Source organism: Variovorax paradoxus, assembly GCA_016806145.1.
Classification (GTDB): Bacteria; Pseudomonadota; Gammaproteobacteria; order Burkholderiales; family Burkholderiaceae_C; genus Variovorax.
The window spans coordinates 3870733-3887066 of sequence record CP063166.1; the positions used below are offsets into that span (position 1 = coordinate 3870733).

Annotated in this window: 25 protein-coding genes and 1 tRNA gene; 19 read left to right on the top strand and 7 right to left on the bottom strand. The window is 66.1% G+C overall.

Annotated elements, in window-relative coordinates; translation table 11 throughout:
- Nucleotide 1: 1 nt before the first annotated feature.
- The 17 genes from INQ48_18195 (at nt 2) to INQ48_18275 (ending at nt 7877) form a co-directional block, all read left to right on the top strand.
- Complete coding sequence (locus INQ48_18195; GenBank protein ID QRF55340.1) at nt 2-877, top strand: PD-(D/E)XK nuclease-like domain-containing protein; 876 nt, start codon at nt 2-4, stop codon at nt 875-877.
- A complete protein-coding gene (locus tag INQ48_18200; protein QRF55341.1) occupies nt 844-1938 on the top strand; it encodes a hypothetical protein in 1095 nt (364 codons plus the stop codon). The genes INQ48_18195 and INQ48_18200 overlap by 34 nt, the downstream gene beginning before the upstream one ends.
- Nucleotides 1939-2054: 116 nt before the next feature.
- On the top strand, nt 2055-2582 hold the full coding sequence (locus INQ48_18205; protein ID QRF55342.1) for a hypothetical protein: 528 nt from the start codon (nt 2055-2057) through the stop codon (nt 2580-2582).
- Nucleotides 2583-2595: 13 nt separating this feature from the next.
- Nucleotides 2596-3375 carry a restriction alleviation protein, Lar family gene (locus tag INQ48_18210; GenBank protein ID QRF55343.1) on the top strand — a complete coding sequence of 260 codons (780 nt, stop codon included), beginning with the start codon at nt 2596-2598 and terminating at the stop codon, nt 3373-3375.
- Entirely contained in the window at nt 3372-3743 is a 372-nt protein-coding gene (locus INQ48_18215) for a hypothetical protein (protein ID QRF55344.1), read from the top strand. Before INQ48_18210 ends, INQ48_18215 begins: the two co-directional genes overlap by 4 nt.
- Nucleotides 3740-3973 carry a hypothetical protein gene (locus INQ48_18220; protein ID QRF55345.1) on the top strand — a complete coding sequence of 78 codons (234 nt, stop codon included), beginning with the start codon at nt 3740-3742 and terminating at the stop codon, nt 3971-3973. The genes INQ48_18215 and INQ48_18220 overlap by 4 nt, the downstream gene beginning before the upstream one ends.
- Nucleotides 3970-4182 carry a hypothetical protein gene (locus INQ48_18225; protein ID QRF55346.1) on the top strand — a complete coding sequence of 71 codons (213 nt, stop codon included), beginning with the start codon at nt 3970-3972 and terminating at the stop codon, nt 4180-4182. Before INQ48_18220 ends, INQ48_18225 begins: the two co-directional genes overlap by 4 nt.
- 16 nt (nt 4183-4198) lie before the next feature.
- On the top strand, nt 4199-4543 hold the full coding sequence (locus tag INQ48_18230; GenBank protein QRF55347.1) for a hypothetical protein: 345 nt from the start codon (nt 4199-4201) through the stop codon (nt 4541-4543).
- A complete protein-coding gene (locus tag INQ48_18235) occupies nt 4540-4944 on the top strand; it encodes a hypothetical protein (GenBank protein ID QRF55348.1) in 405 nt (134 codons plus the stop codon). Before INQ48_18230 ends, INQ48_18235 begins: the two co-directional genes overlap by 4 nt.
- A complete protein-coding gene (locus tag INQ48_18240) occupies nt 4941-5165 on the top strand; it encodes a hypothetical protein (protein QRF55349.1) in 225 nt (74 codons plus the stop codon). Before INQ48_18235 ends, INQ48_18240 begins: the two co-directional genes overlap by 4 nt.
- Complete coding sequence (locus tag INQ48_18245) at nt 5165-5458, top strand: hypothetical protein (protein QRF55350.1); 294 nt, start codon at nt 5165-5167, stop codon at nt 5456-5458. The genes INQ48_18240 and INQ48_18245 overlap by 1 nt, the downstream gene beginning before the upstream one ends.
- Nucleotides 5451-6275, top strand: coding sequence for a hypothetical protein (locus tag INQ48_18250; protein ID QRF55351.1), 825 nt, complete (start codon nt 5451-5453; stop codon nt 6273-6275). Before INQ48_18245 ends, INQ48_18250 begins: the two co-directional genes overlap by 8 nt.
- Nucleotides 6272-6616, top strand: a complete 345-nt coding sequence (locus tag INQ48_18255; GenBank protein QRF55352.1) for a hypothetical protein — start codon at nt 6272-6274, stop codon at nt 6614-6616. The genes INQ48_18250 and INQ48_18255 overlap by 4 nt, the downstream gene beginning before the upstream one ends.
- Nucleotides 6609-7109 carry a class I SAM-dependent methyltransferase gene (locus INQ48_18260; protein ID QRF55353.1) on the top strand — a complete coding sequence of 167 codons (501 nt, stop codon included), beginning with the start codon at nt 6609-6611 and terminating at the stop codon, nt 7107-7109. Before INQ48_18255 ends, INQ48_18260 begins: the two co-directional genes overlap by 8 nt.
- Nucleotides 7106-7477, top strand: coding sequence for a hypothetical protein (locus tag INQ48_18265; protein ID QRF55354.1), 372 nt, complete (start codon nt 7106-7108; stop codon nt 7475-7477). Before INQ48_18260 ends, INQ48_18265 begins: the two co-directional genes overlap by 4 nt.
- The gene (locus INQ48_18270; protein ID QRF55355.1) at nt 7474-7680 is read left to right on the top strand and encodes a hypothetical protein; all 207 of its coding nucleotides are present in this window, start codon (nt 7474-7476) and stop codon (nt 7678-7680) included. The genes INQ48_18265 and INQ48_18270 overlap by 4 nt, the downstream gene beginning before the upstream one ends.
- Complete coding sequence (locus tag INQ48_18275) at nt 7677-7877, top strand: AlpA family phage regulatory protein (GenBank protein QRF55356.1); 201 nt, start codon at nt 7677-7679, stop codon at nt 7875-7877. The genes INQ48_18270 and INQ48_18275 overlap by 4 nt, the downstream gene beginning before the upstream one ends.
- Here INQ48_18275 and INQ48_18280 read toward each other — a convergent pair.
- The 7 genes from INQ48_18280 to INQ48_18310 all read right to left on the bottom strand — a co-directional run bounded on the left by INQ48_18280 (nt 7834) and on the right by INQ48_18310 (nt 14763).
- A complete protein-coding gene (locus tag INQ48_18280) occupies nt 7834-9054 on the bottom strand; it encodes an integrase arm-type DNA-binding domain-containing protein (GenBank protein QRF55357.1) in 1221 nt (406 codons plus the stop codon). The genes INQ48_18275 and INQ48_18280 overlap by 44 nt on opposite strands.
- Before the next feature lie 209 nt (nt 9055-9263).
- A tRNA-Ser gene (locus INQ48_18285) sits at nt 9264-9356 on the bottom strand.
- A gap of 27 nt (nt 9357-9383) precedes the next feature.
- Nucleotides 9384-10652 carry an aspartate kinase gene (locus INQ48_18290; GenBank protein QRF55358.1) on the bottom strand — a complete coding sequence of 423 codons (1269 nt, stop codon included), beginning with the start codon at nt 10650-10652 and terminating at the stop codon, nt 9384-9386.
- A 79-nt stretch (nt 10653-10731) separates the two neighbouring features.
- A complete protein-coding gene (gene tilS / locus INQ48_18295; GenBank protein ID QRF55359.1) occupies nt 10732-11697 on the bottom strand; it encodes a tRNA lysidine(34) synthetase TilS in 966 nt (321 codons plus the stop codon).
- A gap of 18 nt (nt 11698-11715) precedes the next feature.
- Entirely contained in the window at nt 11716-12696 is a 981-nt protein-coding gene (locus INQ48_18300; GenBank protein ID QRF55360.1) for an acetyl-CoA carboxylase carboxyltransferase subunit alpha, read from the bottom strand.
- Between the two features lie 16 nt (nt 12697-12712).
- The gene (locus INQ48_18305) at nt 12713-13366 is read right to left on the bottom strand and encodes a DNA-3-methyladenine glycosylase 2 family protein (protein ID QRF55361.1); all 654 of its coding nucleotides are present in this window, start codon (nt 13364-13366) and stop codon (nt 12713-12715) included.
- A gap of 17 nt (nt 13367-13383) precedes the next feature.
- The gene (locus INQ48_18310) at nt 13384-14763 is read right to left on the bottom strand and encodes a cysteine--tRNA ligase (GenBank protein QRF55362.1); all 1380 of its coding nucleotides are present in this window, start codon (nt 14761-14763) and stop codon (nt 13384-13386) included.
- Nucleotides 14764-15014: 251 nt separating this feature from the next.
- Between INQ48_18310 and INQ48_18315 the strand changes: the two genes are divergently transcribed.
- Nucleotides 15015-15605 carry a tetratricopeptide repeat protein gene (locus tag INQ48_18315; protein QRF55363.1) on the top strand — a complete coding sequence of 197 codons (591 nt, stop codon included), beginning with the start codon at nt 15015-15017 and terminating at the stop codon, nt 15603-15605.
- A 113-nt stretch (nt 15606-15718) separates the two neighbouring features.
- Nucleotides 15719-16306, top strand: a complete 588-nt coding sequence (locus INQ48_18320; GenBank protein ID QRF55364.1) for a peptidyl-prolyl cis-trans isomerase — start codon at nt 15719-15721, stop codon at nt 16304-16306.
- The last annotated feature ends 28 nt before the right edge of the window (nt 16307-16334 follow it).

A 16334-nucleotide genomic window follows, 5' to 3' on the forward strand; every position in this document is an offset into this window, starting at 1 on the left:
CATGGGCGCGATCGAAACCGACCTGCTGCCGTGCGAGGCGAGCGCGGTGTTCCCGGGGCTGTACACGAGCATGCCGGCCGAGCGCTACCACGCGATCGCTGCGATGAGCGCTGGTGGACTCAAGCGCATGCAGCAAAGCCCGGCGCACTTCTTCGGCATCCAGATGGATCCGAACCGGCCGCCGCCCGGCGAGCCCTCGCCTGCAATGGTGAACGGCACGCTGGTGCACTGCGCGCTGTTCGAACCCGACACGCTGGATGCGCGCTACGTGATCAAGCCCGATGGCATGAGCTTCAGCACGAAGGACGGCAAGGCCTGGCGCGCTAAGCAGACCCGAATCATCGTCGACGTCGAGCAGATGGCCGCGGCGCGCGCGCAGTCGGCGCGACTGCGTGCTCTGCCCGAGCTCGGCGCGCTTCTGGCCGATGGCATCGGCGAGTCCTCGGCCTTCTGGATCGACGAGAAGACCGGCGAGCTCTGCAAGTGCCGGCCCGACTGGACCAGCCCGGCCGGCGACGGCGTCGTCATCGTCGACGGCAAGACGTGCCAGGACGCCAGCCCGGAAGGCTTCGGCCGCGCGATCTGGAACTACCGCTACCACCTGCAGGCAGCCTGGTACGCGGACGGCTACGAGCGCGCCACCGGCACGAAGGTGCACGGCTTCGTGTTCGCCGCGGTGGAGTCCTCGTGGCCTCACCAAGCGGCCGCCTACATGCTCGACGACCTCGTGCTCGACGCCGCGCGCCGCGAGAACCGCCGCCTCCTTGACCTCTACGCCGAATGCAAGCGCACCGGCGTGTGGCCCGGCTACGCCCCTTCCATCAGCCTCATCACCCTGCCCGCATGGGCGAATCGTCAACTGGAGAACGCAGCATGAATCAACTTGTGACCCGCAACGAGTTTGCCAACGAACTGGCAGCACCGGACACCGCGTCCACCGCAGTTGCGGCCCAGGCCAAGGCGCTGGTGGAGGCCCGCTACATCATGGCCATCCGCCGGCCGCGCGACATGGACGTCGTGCGCGAGCGCATGCTGAAGGAGTGCCTGCGGCCCTCCTTCGCCGCCGTGGCGCGCTACACGAAGCCGATCGGCCGCGACCGCAGCAAGTGGCCCACCGGCCCGAGCATCCGGTTCGCCGAAGCGGCCGTGCGCAACATGACCAACATCACGGTGGAAACGATGACGGTCTACGACGACCGCGAGAAGCGCATCGTCCGCGTGACCGTTACCGACCTCGAGGCGAACGTCCCCTACAGCCAGGACATCACGATCGCCAAGACCATCGAGCGCCGCCAAAAGAAGGACGGTGACACCGTGATCGCCACGCGCACGAACAGCTACGGCGACACGCTGTACATCCTCGAAGGCACCGACGACGACATCATCAACAAGCAGCAGGCGCTGATCTCGAAGGCGGTCCGCACGCTGGGCCTGCGCCTGATCCCCGGCGACATCGTGGACGAGTGCATGGACCAGGTTGTGGTCACGCAGGCCAATGGCGATGCGCAGGACCCGGATGCGGCCAAGCGCAAGCTGTTCGACGCCTTCGCAGGCCTCGGCGTGCAGGCGAACCAGTTGAAGGAGTACCTGGGCCACGAGGCGGCAACGCTGGCGCCCAAGGACCTGGCCGACCTGCGCTCGCTGTATGCCGCGATTCGCGATGGCGAAACCACGTGGCGCGAAGTCATGGACACGCGCGTCGCCGCGGCAGAAGCGAAGACCGCCAGCCTTGATGCCGTGCGCGAGGCGGCCAACAAGAAGCGCACGCCGGCGCCGCCGCCCGTCGACGCCGGCCCGACCTACGCCCAACTCGCCGACCAGGTGAACAAGTCCACGAGCCGCGAGGTAGCCGACCTCGTGCTCGACAGCGCGACCGATCTTCCCGCCGACCAGCAGGCAGACCTGCGCAAGTTGGTCGAGAGCAAGTTCGGCGCCTGACCCTTTCGGGCGAGCCCGGCCGGGCCTTCATCTCCTCCTGTGACTGCACTCATTCCCGGCCGGCGCTGAGCGATCAGCCGCCCTCTTTCTCCACCCACCAACCGGAGCCCTTACCCATGTTCTACCTCGAGTCCTCGACCAAGGCCAAGCTGATCGACATCGACGTCCTGTCGCAGAAGAACCGCCCGCCGGACAGCAACCCGGGCGTGAAGCTCGTGTTCTCCGCGGAGATGCCCAACGGCGCGCTGAGCATGCTCGACGGCTACCTGCTGGGCATGCTCTACACCAAGCAGGCCGGCGGCGCGGAGCAGCAGGGCCTCGACGGCGTGGAGCCCATCACCGACAAGCCGAACCTCACGAAGATCGGCCAGAAGCTCGGCCGCTTCTCGTGGGACGGCGAGCAGACCGGGTGCACGCTCACCTTCGACTTCGGACTGGGCGGCAAGTCCGACATCGTGCTCGGTGACGTGAAGGTCGACTCGCTGCACATCACTCCGAAGGAAGGCGGCACGACGACCTGGTCGTGGGCCTGCGAGATCGCCGACGTGCGCGAGGCCGACTTCGGGAAGCTGGCGACGTTCAAGTCGCGGGACGTGCAGTTGCTGCTGGCGCTGCCCGACGTCCAGCAGGACTCGATCGAGTAACCCCCATCCCACCATGACCGATACCACCAAGCCCGGCCCTTGCCCGTTCTGCGGGGGCGAGACTACGCTGATCGACGGCACGGAAGGCCCGTTGATCCATGGGGCGTTCGCCGAGTGCGCGCAGTGCAAGATATCAAGCCCGATCTGCCCGACTGCGGCCGAAGCCATCGCCGCCTGGAATCGCCGCCCCTCCCCCTCCGTGCACCGCCAAGCCAGTGCAGAGGATGAACGGGCGCAGTTCGAAGCGTGGGCCAATGACCAAGGCTTCGTGCTGCAGCGCGTTGTTCGCGGCGATGACTACCAAGACCTGCGCACGCAGGGGCCATGGGATGCATGGCGGGCTCGTGCCGAAGGGGCCCCCTCCGCCTCCCAGGGCCGCCAAGCCAGTGCGGGGCAGGAGGGAGAGCGCGAGGCATTCATCGCATGGCTCGGGCACAGCTTCCCGCACGTCTACGACGTGACCGACGCCGCGCACCTCTGGGACAAGCACCATGTCGCCGCGCTTGCTTGGCAACGGCGTGCCACGCTCTCCACTGCCGCGCCCGAGAGCGGGTGGAGACCTATCGAGACTGCGCCGAAGGGTGCAAAGGGCGTCGCTTGGATGCAGTTGGCCTGGGGTCCCGAGGAGGATCGGAAAACGGGCTACGGGATGCGCATCGAAGACAAGTTCTACGCCGCTGCCACTTTCTTCTGTCCGGAGCAAGAGAAGCAGTTCGAACTGCGCGAAGTGGAAGTGCAACCCACCCACTGGCAGCCCCTGCCCGCTGCACCTACTGCGGGAGAGACGCCGTGACGCGAGACGATATCGACTACTGGCTCAGGCAGTCTTCAGGGGCGCCGCAGCAGGCGGTGAGCGATCCGCTCGCGGAACTGCGCAATGCGGTGGAGTTTCTCGACCAGATGCGCGCGGCTGCGGAGGCCGGCGAGGACGTGACGGGAACCGGCATCGCGAAGGATGCACGCAACTGGCTTGAGCGTGCTGCGCGGGCTGCAATCGAGGCCCGGCCCCTCTCTCCACTCGGATTCGTGCGCCAGTTCGATCTGGACAACTTCCCCAACGCCAACATCCTTCTGGCGAGGTCTGCGGAAGGTGATTGGCAAGTGCCGGTCTACTGCGCAGCCCTCGCCAAGGCCCGCCCCACCCCGGGAGAAGGCGCATGACTGACAGGGAGCTCGCCGAGAAGCTGTATACGGCCCTGAAGCGCATCACGGCCTACATGCCGCCGGACAAGCTGGCCGCTGTCTGCCAGAGGAGATACGCCCTCGAGTACGAAGAAGCGCTCGAGATGGCCTACGAGAACGTGCTGAGCGAGGCCGCCAACGCGATCAGAGGCGTTCGTCGTCCCCGAGTCACCCGCGCCGCTGCCGCAATCGGAGAGGGGAAGACGTGAAGCGCTTCCGCTGGACCCGCGCCAAGTACCGCAAGGCCGCCCATCTGGCCCGGTTCTTCGCCCGCTTCATCTACACGCTTCCCGACGAGAAGCCGGCGCTGCTCGAACGCTACTTCGAGCTCTGGGAGCGCCACCCGCAGGGCATCGACCCGCTGACCGAGTCGCTGCGCTGGCGCCTCGCGCGGTTCACCGACGACATCCCCTTTTGACCCACAGGAGAACAACATGGCTGAAGCCCTTCTTTTCGAGCACGAGGACGGCCGGTATGCCGTCGCGATGGGGCCGGAGTCGCCGGACTTTGCGCTCTGCAACCCAAAGTGGCACCGCCTCGGGCCTGTCGATGTCTCGGCCCTCTCCACCAATGCAGGCGAAGCGGCCCCGGTGGCGTACCTCGTGAGCAACCTCCCGAGCGGAGAGCCGAGCCTGTGCTTCGAAGAAGAGCGCGGGGACTACGGGAGCGATACGTACACCCCGGTGTTCGAACCCCTGTTTCTCGCAGCGGGCACGGGCAGAGCGCCAGCACCGAGGCTCCTGCAGGCTGGCTGGACCTGCAAGACGACCCGCGCGTGAACGAAATCGTCTCCGGCCTCTACCGCCGATTCAAAGACTGGTCGCAGCGCGGCTTCTCCGCTGAGGACGTGACGTGGTGCGAAGTCAAGGCCGACGTCATTCGCCTGCTCGCCACAGCCCCTCCCGCCGCTATACCGGCCGCGCCGAGCGAGGCAGGGAAGCAGAGGTTCCGGTGGACCGATGGAACCCGCACGCTCAAGCAGGACGTGCTTTCCGCTGTCCACACCTATGCCGACTCGAAGCCGGAGAACGATCCCAGCGACCCCGAGTCTTGGGAATCGTGGTTCAAGGCCGCCTTCGACCTGTGCGGCGATCGTATCGGCGACATCTTCGATGAACACGAGCGCCGCGCCGCCCTCGCCCAGCCCGCGCCCGTGCAGCCTCCGGAGGAGCAAGCATGAGCACGCTGAGCAGATTCGCGGACAAGCAGGAGGCGATCGAGGCCGCGCTATCGGACAGCCAGTACCTGGCCGGCATGGCGGCCGGATGGAACGCTGCGCAGGCCGAAGACCCCAACGCCGCATTTCAGAAACTCCGCAGTGCCTACGCCGGCTACCTCAAGCCGATCAAGGACGCTCGCGCAGCACTTCAGCCCACCCAGGGCGCGAAGGGAGGGGCGTGATGGGCAACTTCTTCCATCCGATGACCGAGCAGGCCAGCCGCACGCTACGGCAGTGCATCTGCTGTGCCTACGCCATCGAGAAAGGCGAGCGCTACTGCAAGCAGTCGGGCGTGTGGGAAGGTGACTACTGCACCAACCACTATCACACCGCATGCTGGGCAGCGCTTCTAGAAGAAGGGGCGGCATTCGAGTTCACCCCCGGCGAAGGGGATCCGCCCGAGGGCTCGCGCTCCATGGCCGATGCCCGCGCCGCCCTCAAGAGCACGAGCCCGGACGGAGGTAGCCATGGCTGAGCAGCACATCGTCTGCTATTCGGGTGGCCTTAGCTCGGCGTTGGTAGCGCTCGATGTGGCACGCAGGCACGGCAAGAACAACGTGGTGCTTCTGAACCACGACATGCATTTCAGTGTCGAGCACGCCGACATCAAGCGATTCAAGCGCGACGTGGCGGAGCACCTGGGGCTGCCTCTCACTTTCGCCAGCCGGCGCAATGCATCGCAAGATCAGTTCGACGTATGCGTGGAATCGCAGGCGTTCAAGGTGGGGAATGGGTCCGAGCTCTGCACTGCACGGCTCAAGACCGAGCCCTTCATGGAGTGGCTGGCCGCGAATGCGAGCAAGGACTCCAGCACGATCTACTACGGCTTCGATGCCACGGAGCCGGGGCGCATCCAGCGCCGCATCGGGATCATGGGATCGCAGGGATGGAAGACCGACTATCCGCGCCTGTGGAGCGACAAGCAGTTCAACGACACCGAGGCCATCGGCATCGCACGCCCGTGCACCTACAGCGTGTTCAAGCACGGCAACTGCATCGGCTGCCTCAAAGCGGGCTGGCAGCATTGGTACATCGTGTACTGCACGCGACCGGACATCTGGCTCAAGGGTATGTGGGCCGAGGAAGAGATCGGCCATGCCATCCACTGGGACGGCGACCAGCCGGTCTATCTGGAAGAGATGCAGCCGCGCTTTGCGGCGATGAAGGCTGCGGGCATCCCCGCGACCGAGCACATCCCCCAGCAGCGTTTTTGGGCCGACGCCAAGCGGATCATCAACATCAAGGTGCTCCAGCAAGACCTGTTGCCTTGCGAATGCACGGAGGACGCATGACCGCCCCCGCCTTCGAGGAAGTGCCGATGCCGGCGCCTGTCATCTTGCGAACGCTGCATGCAGATCAGTACCCCGAGCGACCGTTCCTTGTCTGGGGGTACACCGCCGACCAGCTCCGTGCCTACGGCGACCAGCGTGCCAATGCGGCGCTGGAGGAGGCGGCGAAGCTGCGCAAGCTGATCGCAGACCACAACGCCGATTGCGTGCGCATGTGCGACTCGCGCTTCGCCAACGGCCCCACCCAATGCCCCATGCGGGCCTACAACCGCCAGTGCCAAGACTGCCCGAAAGACGGGATGGTCGAGGTGCCGGCGCTCAAGAAGGAGAACGGCGATGCCTGAGCAACTAGTGCTCGACCCCTGCTGCGGGAGCCGCATGATGTGGTTCGACAAGACCGATCCGCGCGCGATCTTTGGTGACCGTCGTAGCGAGACGATTACCGTCACCGACCGCACGCACCACGAAGACGGCACGCGGACCCTCACCATCGAGCCCGACACGCTGATGGACTTCCGCGCGCTGCCGTTCCCTGACGGCCGCTTCCGCCTCGTGGCGTTCGACCCGCCGCACCTCGAGCGGGCCGGTCCGCGCAGCTGGCTCGCCGCCAAGTACGGGAAGCTCGGCAACGACTGGCGAGAAGACCTGCGGCAAGGCTTCGCCGAGTGCTTCCGCGTGCTCGCTCCCGAAGGCGTGCTCGTCTTCAAGTGGAACGAAACGCAGGTCAAGCTGCGCGAGATCTTGCCCTTGACGCCCGAGAAGCCGCTGTTCGGCCAGATCAGTGGCCGCAACGGCATGACGCACTGGTTGGTCTTCATGAAAGGCCCCCTCCCATGACCACTGACATCCACGCCGCCTTCGAAGCCACCGTCTCCCAGGTAGGCGAGTTCTACTTCGAGAAAGACGCGGCCGGCGAATACATCAACAGCTACGCCAGAACGGCATGGATCGTCTGGCAGGCACGGGACGCAGAGATTGCGGCGCTCAGTGCCAAGAACCTGCTTCTCCGCGAACTCCTCGCATGGCTCGACTGGCAAGGAGGCCTCGGCTTCGACAAGCACGACCGCATCCAGAAGGCGCTCGAGGTAACAGGAGACGCGGTCGATCAGGACCACACTCCACAACACCCCCGCTTCCCCTGGACCGAGCCACAGAAGATCGCTCGGCAGATTCGGGGGGATGGGGGGAAGGAGAGGAAGGGATGAAGCAGACCTACATTTTTCTCGCCGTCATCGCCTGGGTTTTCGTCGTCGCCATCGCGTTCGGGTTCCTCATGCTCAGCGAGCCGTGGCGCACGCTCCACTTCAAAGCCACCGCCCTGTTTTTCCTGATGATGGCGCCCCTCGTGGCGCTAGCAGCGTGGAAAGACTTCGAGGCCCACTCGTCTCGCGGGAAAGGAAAAAAATGAGACTGCTTCGACTGCCCGAGGTCTGCGAGCGCGTGCGCCGCGGCAAATCCACGATCTACAGCGAGATCAAGCGCGGCGCGTTCCCCGCACCCGTCAAGCAGGGCGGCGGCAACTACTGGCCCGATACCGAGATCGACGCCTATCTGCAGCGCCTCATTTCTGAGCGTCCAGCCAATCCGCCCACGTCTGCATCATGAGCACACGGTCGTCCCAGTACTCTGCGCGGTTGTACGCACCGCGTAGCCTGGCGTCGACCTCGTGCGACAACTGCTTCTCAATGAAGCGCGTGTCGACCTTCAACTTCTCGTCCAGCACGGTTCGGGCCATCGCCCGGAACCCGTGCGGAGTGTGCTTCTTGTCGTAGCCGGCCGTGATCAGCCGCCCGGTCAGCGTTCCCTCGGAAATCGGCTTCCCGTACTTCCGGCCAGGGAACACCCAGCCCTCGCTGCCGACGACGCCCTGATGCTGACGTAGCAGCGCCACCACCTGAGGTGCCAGCGGCACCCAGTGCTCTTCGCGATTCTTCATCCGCTCCGGCGGGATCACCCAGCGCGCAGCGTCAAGGTCGAACTCGCTCCACGGCGCCTCGCGGATCTCGGTAGGTCGCTGCCACACGTAGGCCGAGAACAGCAGCGCCGCGCGCACCGTCCAGCTTTGCGAGGACCGGAGCGCCATCATCAGGTCTTTCACCTGGGCGGCCTCGGTGATCGCCGGGAAGCTCCGAGTCTTGCGAGTCTTGAAGCTCCGCAGCGTGCCCATCGGGATCGGCGAGGCCAGAAGCTGCGGTCGCTTCTCGTCGTCGATGCCGAACTCGAATAGCTCACGCAGCCACATGCGGATCCGGCGCACCATCTCGTAGGCGCCCCGCTCCTCGACGTCGCGAAGAATCTCAACGATGTCGGCCCGGGTGATCGTGTGCGGAGCCTTGGCGCCTAGTTTGGGGAAGACGTCTTTCTTCAGCGCCGCCTCGATGTTGCCGCGGTAGACCTCGCTAGCCTCGGACTTCGTTTTGGCCATCCACTCATCGAACATGGCCCGCAGGGTATCAGTCGAGGCGGCCGAGACTCGCGCCTGGCGCTCCTCCACCCGCTTTGCCGCAGGGTCCTGGCCGGCCGCCAGCGATCGCCTGGCCTCCTCCGCCTTGTCGCGGGCCAGCGCCAGCGTGACCGTGGGCCATCGCCCCACCGTGTGGTCCGTGCGCTTGCCAAGGTTCGAGTAGCGCAGCACCCATGAGGCATGCCCATTCGGCTGCACAACCAGCATCAGGCCGTCGCCGTCACCGATGCGCTGCGGCTTCTTCGTCTCGGCAGCCGCCTTAGCGGCCTCGGCAAGGCGCGCTTTCAGGGCAAGCGCGGTCAGGGTGTGGCGGGGCATGCGGCGGGTTTTACCACAGGGGTTCCCCGCCAATCTTTACCACAGCATTGCGGCCTACCACCGCCCCTACCACCAGTCGAACGCGGCTCGAACTGGAAAACCCTGGAAAGTCTTGGATCGTTTGAGAGGCGCAGGCAAAGAAAAAGCCCGGCAGATCAACGATCTACTGGGCTTTTTTGGAAGACTCTGGATTGATCCAGAGCCTCAATTGGCGGAACCGGAGGGATTCGAACCCTCGATGAGGCTCTACACCCCATACTCCCTTAGCAGGGGAGCACCTTCGGCCACTCGGTCACAGTTCCTGAAAGAAGCCGAGATTATGCCATCACTCAGGCGGCCGGTTGGTCCAGATCGAAGGCTTTGTGCAACGCGCGCACCGCCAACTCCATATATTTTTCGTCGATCACGACCGAGGTCTTGATCTCGCTGGTCGAAATCATCTGGATGTTGATGCCCTCTTCGCTCAGCACGCGGAACATCTTGCTCGCGACGCCCACGTGGCTGCGCATGCCGATGCCCACGATGCTGACTTTGCAGATCTTGGTGTCGCCGACGATCTCGGTCGCGCCCAGCGAGGGCATGACCTTGGCCTGCAGCAGGTCGACGGTGCGCGCGTACTCGTTGCGGTGCACCGTGAAGCTGAAGTCGGTCTTGCCGTCCTTGCTGAGGTTCTGGATGATCACGTCGACCTCGATGTTGGCGTCGGCCACCGCACCGAGGATGTGATACGCGATGCCCGGCTTGTCGGGCACGCCGAGCACCGAGATCTTGGCTTCGTCGCGGTTGAAAGCGATGCCGGATACGACGGCTTGTTCCATGTTTTCGTCTTCCTCGAAAGTGATCAGCGTGCCGGACTTGGCCTCTTCATTGATGTCGATGTCCCAGGGCGTGAAGCTGGACAGCACGCGCAGCGGCACCTTGTACTTGCCGGCGAATTCCACCGAGCGGATCTGCAGCACCTTGGAGCCCAGGCTCGCCATCTCGAGCATCTCCTCGAAGCTCACGGTCGAGAGGCGGCGCGCATCGGGCTCGACGCGCGGGTCGGTGGTGTAGACGCCGTCGACGTCGGTGTAGATCAGACACTCGTTGGCCTTCATCGCGGCCGCGATCGCCACCGCCGAGGTGTCGCTGCCGCCACGGCCCAGCGTCGTGATGTTGCCGGCATCGTCCACGCCCTGGAAGCCGGTGATGACGACCACGCGGCCGACCGCGAGGTCGGCGCGCACGCGGGCGTCGTCGATGCTCTCGATGCGGGCCTTGGTGTAGGAGCTGTCGGTGCGCACCGACACCTGCCAGCCCGCGTAGCTCACGGCCTCCACGCCCTCGGACTGCAGCGCGATGGCCAGCAGCGCCGACGAGGCCTGCTCGCCGGTGGAGGCGAGCATGTCGAGTTCGCGGTTGTGCGCCTCGGCCGGTTTGCTGGGTGCGAGCTCTTTCGCCAGGCCGAGCAGGCGATTGGTTTCGCCGCTCATGGCACTCGGGACCACGATCATCTGGTGGCCGGCGCGCGCCCACTTGGCGACGCGCTTGGCGACATTGCGGATGCGCTCGGTCGAGCCCATCGACGTGCCGCCGTATTTGTGAACGATCAATGCCATGGGTGAATTCTGAGAGAAGAAAAATCCCGCGCTTCAACCATATGCGGCGCATGCGGCGAAGGCGGCGCCCCGCAGGCTGTCAGCGCGAGGCTGCTGGCGAGGGCGGGGCATTGTACCAATGCAGCCGATCCCCCCTGCGTTCGGCGAAACCGTCGGCCACCTTGAGGTGGATCCGGTGGCCGCGCGTGGTGCAGGCGCGGACCTGGTCGAGCAGCTGGTCGAGCTGCGCCGCGCTCGGTGCGCGGCCATGCGTGCGCGCGAGCCAGTGGCGCAGCAGATTGGCCTGGCGCGCGCGCGACAGCGCCTGCAGCGCGGCGATCCGCGGCGGCTCGCCGGCGGTCTCGAGGTCCTGCGCCGCGACCTCGTCGAGCAGCTGCTGCGCCTGCGCCGCATGGCCGGCACTGCGCGCGAAGGTGCCGCGGAACTGCGGGAAAGCCTCGGCCAGCGCGGGCAGCAGCACAGCGCGGATGCGGTTGCGCGTGAAGCGCGCGTCGGCGTTGGTCGGGTCCTCGATCCAGGGCAGTCCGGTGGCCGCGAGCCACTCACGGATCTCGCCGCCCGGCACCGCGAGCAAGGGCCGATGGAAGTCGATGCCGCCGCGCAGCGCATGCGCGGGCATGGCCGAAAGACCCGGCAACCCCGCGCCGCGCGACAGCGCCAGCAGCAGGGTCTCGACCTGGTCGTCGGCGTGATGGCCCAGCGCGATGGCGCGCACGCCCTCCTCGCTCGCCATTGCTGCCAGTGCTTCGTAGCGCGCGCGCCGCGCCGCATCCTCGGGGCTGTCGCCGGCCGCATGGTGCGCATCGACGCGCCGCACGCTCAAGGGCACGCCGAGCCGCTCGCAGACCGCGAGGCAATGCCGTTCGAAATCGTCAGCGGCAGACTGCAGGCCGTGATGCACATGCAACGCACGCAGCTGACCGGGCCAGCGCTCGGCGCAGGCCACCAGCAGTGCGGTGGAATCGGCACCGCCGCTGAAGCCCACGGCCAGCGGCAGATGCGCCGGCTCGAACGCGGCCATGGCCCGTTCGAAGGCGGCGGTCATGGCGGTGCCGCGGCCGGCTCAGCGGCCGGCGTCGGCCTTGGTGTCGGTGAAGCGGCCGTAGCTTTGCAGGCGCTCGTAGCGGCGGTCGAGCAGTTCGCGCGGCTTCAGGTCGCTGACCTGGCGGAACGCATCGTTGAGCGCGCGCTTGAGGAAGGCGGCCATCTGGCGATGGTCGCGGTGCGAGCCACCGACCGGCTCGCTCACGATCTTGTCGACCAGGCCCAGGGCCTTGAGGCGATGCGCGGTGATGCCGAGCGCGTCGGCCGCTTCCTGCGCCTTCTCGCTGGTCTTCCAGAGGATCGATGCGCAGCCTTCGGGGCTGATCACCGAATACACGGAGTACTGCAGCATCAGCACCTGGTCGCCGACCGAGATCGCCAGCGCACCGCCCGAGCCGCCCTCGCCGATGATGGTCACGATGATCGGCACCTCGAGCTGCGCCATCTCGAAGATGTTGCGGCCGATGGCCTCGGACTGGCCGCGCTCCTCGGCGTCGATGCCGGGATAGGCACCGGGCGTGTCGACGAAGGTGAAGACCGGCAGCTTGAACTTCTCCGCCGTCTTCATGAGGCGCAGCGCCTTGCGGTAGCCCTCGGGCTTGCTCATGCCGAAGTTGCGCGCGGTGCGCTCCTTGGTGTCGCGGCCCTTCTGGTGGCCGAGCACCATGCAGGGCGTGCCGTTAAAGCGCGCCAGGCCGCCGACGATCGAGAGGTCGTCGGAGAAATGGCGGTCGCCGTGCAGCTCGACGAAGTCGGTGAAGATCTCGTTGACGTAGTCGAGCGTGTAGGGACGTTCCGGATGCCGCGCGATCTTGGTGATCTGCCAGGGCGTCAGGTCGCTGTAGATGTCCTTGGTGAGTTGCTGGCTCTTTTTGCCGAGCTGATCGATTTCTTCCGAGATGTCGACCGCGGATTCGGTCTGCACATAGCGCAATTCTTCGATCTTGGTTTCGAGTTCCGCGATGGGTTGCTCGAAGTCTAGGAAGGTTCGTTTCGCCAACGTCTTCTCCTGTTTTTCAGTATGCGACGACCGGCGCCGGGTCGAGAGAGCGCCAAATATACCAAGTCGCCACGCTGCAATACGGGGCCCAGGCCACGGCCACGTCGCGGGCATCGCTGCGGCTGACCGGATCACCCGAAAAATAGTTGACGCTGATGCCGTTGAGCAGCCCCAGGTCGTCCACGGGCAGCACGTTGGGCCGCATCAGGTGGAAGATCAGGAACATCTCGGCGGTCCAGCGGCCGATGCCGCGGATGGCCACGAGCTCCTCGATGATCTGCTCGTCGGCCATGTCGTTCCAGGCGTCGACGTGCACCTTTCCCAAGTCGAAGTGCAGCGCCAGGTCGACCAGGTAGTCGATCTTGCGCACCGACAGCCCGGCCGCGCGCATGTCGTCGACCTTGAGCTTGAGCACGTTGCGCGGCGTGAGCTTGCGCGGCAGCGCGGCGAAGCGGTCCCAGACCGACTGCGCGGCCTTCACCGAGATCTGCTGCCCGACGATGCTGCGCGCCAGCGTGACGAAGGCATCGCCATGCGACTCGAGGCAGGCGTCGCCGAACTTCGGGATCAACCGCTTCATCACGCGGTCCTTCTTGGCCAGGTGCCTGCAGGCCTCCTCCCAATAGTCCGGCGTGATGATCTCGACGCTCGTCTTGGGCAGGGTGGGCATGGGATTGGTCGTTCCGTTCACTGGGCAACGGCCCAGGTGGTGCCGGTCGGCGAATCCTTCAGGACGATGCCCTGGTCGAGCAGCTCCTTCCGGATGCGGTCGGCCTCGGCGAAATTCTTCGCGGCCTTGGCATCGGCACGCTGTGCGATCAGCACCTGGATGGCCGCGTCGTCGAGTGCGCTGCCCGCCTGCAGGAAAGCCTGCGGACTGTCCTGCAGCAGGCCGAGCACGCCGCCCAGCGCCTTGAGCAGGCCCGCGATCTCGGCCGAGCGCGTGCGGTTGACCTCGCCCGCCAGTTCGAACAGCACGGCGATCGCCTCGGGCGTGCCGAAGTCCTCGTCCATCGCGGCCTTGAAGCGCGCCGCGTGCGGCTGCGTCCAGTCGATCGCCACGCTCGCCGGCGCCACCGCGTCGAGCGCGGTGTAGAGACGCTTGAGCGAGTTGCGCGCATCGTCGAGATGCACGTTGCTGTAGTTGAGCGGGCTGCGGTAGTGCGTGCGCGCGACGAAGAAGCGGATGGTCTCGGCGTCGTACTTCTCGAGCACGTCGCGGATCAGGAAGAAGTTGCCCAGGCTCTTGGACATCTTCTCGTCGTCGACGTTGATGAAGCCGTTGTGCATCCAGGTGCGCGCGAACGGCGCCTGGCCGGTCGCGCCTTCGGATTGCGCGATCTCGTTCTCGTGGTGCGGGAACTGCAGGTCGGCGCCGCCGCCGTGGATGTCGAAGCGCTCGCCCAGCAGGTCGCAGGCCATGGCCGAGCATTCGATGTGCCAGCCCGGGCGGCCGGGTCCGAACTCGCTGGCCCACTTCACCTCGTCGGGCTCGCTGGGCTTGGCGCTCTTCCAGAGCACCGGGTCGAGCGGATCGTCCTTGCCGTCGAGCACGGCCACGCGCTCGCCCGCATGCAGCTCGTCGAGCGACTTGCCGCTGAGCTTGCCGTAGCCGGGAAACTTGCGCACCGCGTAGTTCACGTCGCCGTTGGGCGCGCGATAGGCCAGGCCCTTCTGCTCGAGCGTGCCGATCATCGCGAGCATCTGCGGAATGAACTCGGTGGCGCGCGGCTCGTGCGTGGGGCGCTCGATGCCGAGCGCATCGGCGTCCTCGTGCAGCGCGTCGATCATGCGGTCGGTCAGCGAGCGGATGCTCTCGCCGTTCTCGACCGCGCGGCGGATGATCTTGTCGTCGATGTCGGTGATGTTGCGCACGTAGGTCACGGCGAAGCCGCTGGTCTTGAGCCAGCGCTGCACCACGTCGAAGGCGATCATCGAGCGCGCATGGCCCAGGTGGCAGAAGTCGTAGACCGTCATGCCGCAGACGTACATGCGCACCTGACCGGGCCGCAAAGGGGAGAACTCCTCCAGTTCACGCGAAAGCGTGTTGTAGATGCGCAGACTCATGAGATTCGGAAAGCGTCGTGTCGCGCTCGTGCGATGCGGGCGAACGACGGTGTTTTCAGGGGTGATGGGGCTGTGGCGACGAGGCGGCTGGACAGGGCCCCTCGGCTACAATGCCGGGCAGTATAAACGGCTGCCGCCGAGTCTTCTTCCGGGTGTTTTCGAGCCCTTGCGCAGCGCAAGGCTTGCTCCCGACCCGGCTCCACCCCGCCCCCCATTCCGCAGCATTCGTGCCGCACCTTTGCAGAGGCTTCATGAAGAACGCCGTGTTTTCCAGACTCTCGATCGCCATCGCGCTGCTGTTCGGCCTGTGGGCCTCCGCGGCCCAGGCCAACGACTACGACGACGTCAACCAGCTGCTGCGCCAGGGCAAGTCGAACGAGGCGCTCGCCAAGGCCGACACCTACATCGCCGGCAAGCCGCGCGATCCGCAGATGCGCTTCCTGCGCGGCGTGATCCTCACCGAGCAGGGCAAGAAGGACGAGGCCGTCAAGACCTTCACCCAGCTCACGCAGGACTTCCCCGAGCTGCCCGAGCCCTACAACAACCTCGCGGCGCTCTATGCCTCGCAGAGCCAGTTCGACAAGGCGCGCGACGCGCTCGAGACCGCGCTCAAGCTCAACCCCAACTACGCCACGGCAGAGGAGAACCTCGGCGACGTGTATGCGCGCCTCGCGGCCCAGTCCTACACCAAGGCGCAGCGCTTCGCGACCACCAGCACGAGCGTGGCGCCCAAGCTCGAATTGATCCGCCAGATCTTCACGCCGAAGAGCGAGGCCGACGCGGCCGCGCTGCCCGGGGCCGCGCCCGTGGTGCGCAAGCCGGTGGGCCGCACCAGCAAGTAGGCGGCGCAAGCCGGTTGCCGATCGCGCGCACGCACGCCGGAACGTTTGCAGCAGGCTCGCGCTCTCACGGCCGGCCTTCCACCCTTTTCATCCCCCGGACACGGAGCTCTTCCTTGACGATCCAAGCCCTCTCCCGTTTCAGCCGCCGCGGCGCCCTCGTGTTCGCGGCCACCCTCGCCTTCGCCGCCGCGGGCCATGCGCAGGCGCAGCAGCGCGTGAAGCTCGCGACCTCCGCCGGCGACATCGTGGTCGAGCTCGATGCGGCCAAGGCGCCGAAGACGGTCGAGAACTTCCTGCAGTACGTCAAGGACAAGCACTACGACGGCACCGTGTTCCACCGCGTGATCGACGGCTTCATGATCCAGGGCGGCGGCTTCACGGCCGACCTGCAGCAGAAGCCCACGCGCGCGCCGATCCCGCTCGAGGCGAGCAACGGCCTGAAGAACGACAAGTACACGATCGCCATGGCGCGCACCGGCAACCCGAACTCGGCCACCTCGCAGTTCTTCATCAACGTGAAGAACAACGACTCGCTCAACGCCCCCAACCCCGATGGCTACGGCTACACGGTGTTCGGCAAGGTGGTGGCGGGCACCGACGTGGTCGACAAGATCCGCGGCGTCGCCACCGGCAACAAGAACGGCATGCAGAACGTGCCGGTCACGCCCGTCGTGATCCAGTCCGCCACCCTGGCGAAGTAAGCCGGCCCCGCCAGGCATCCACCCCCTT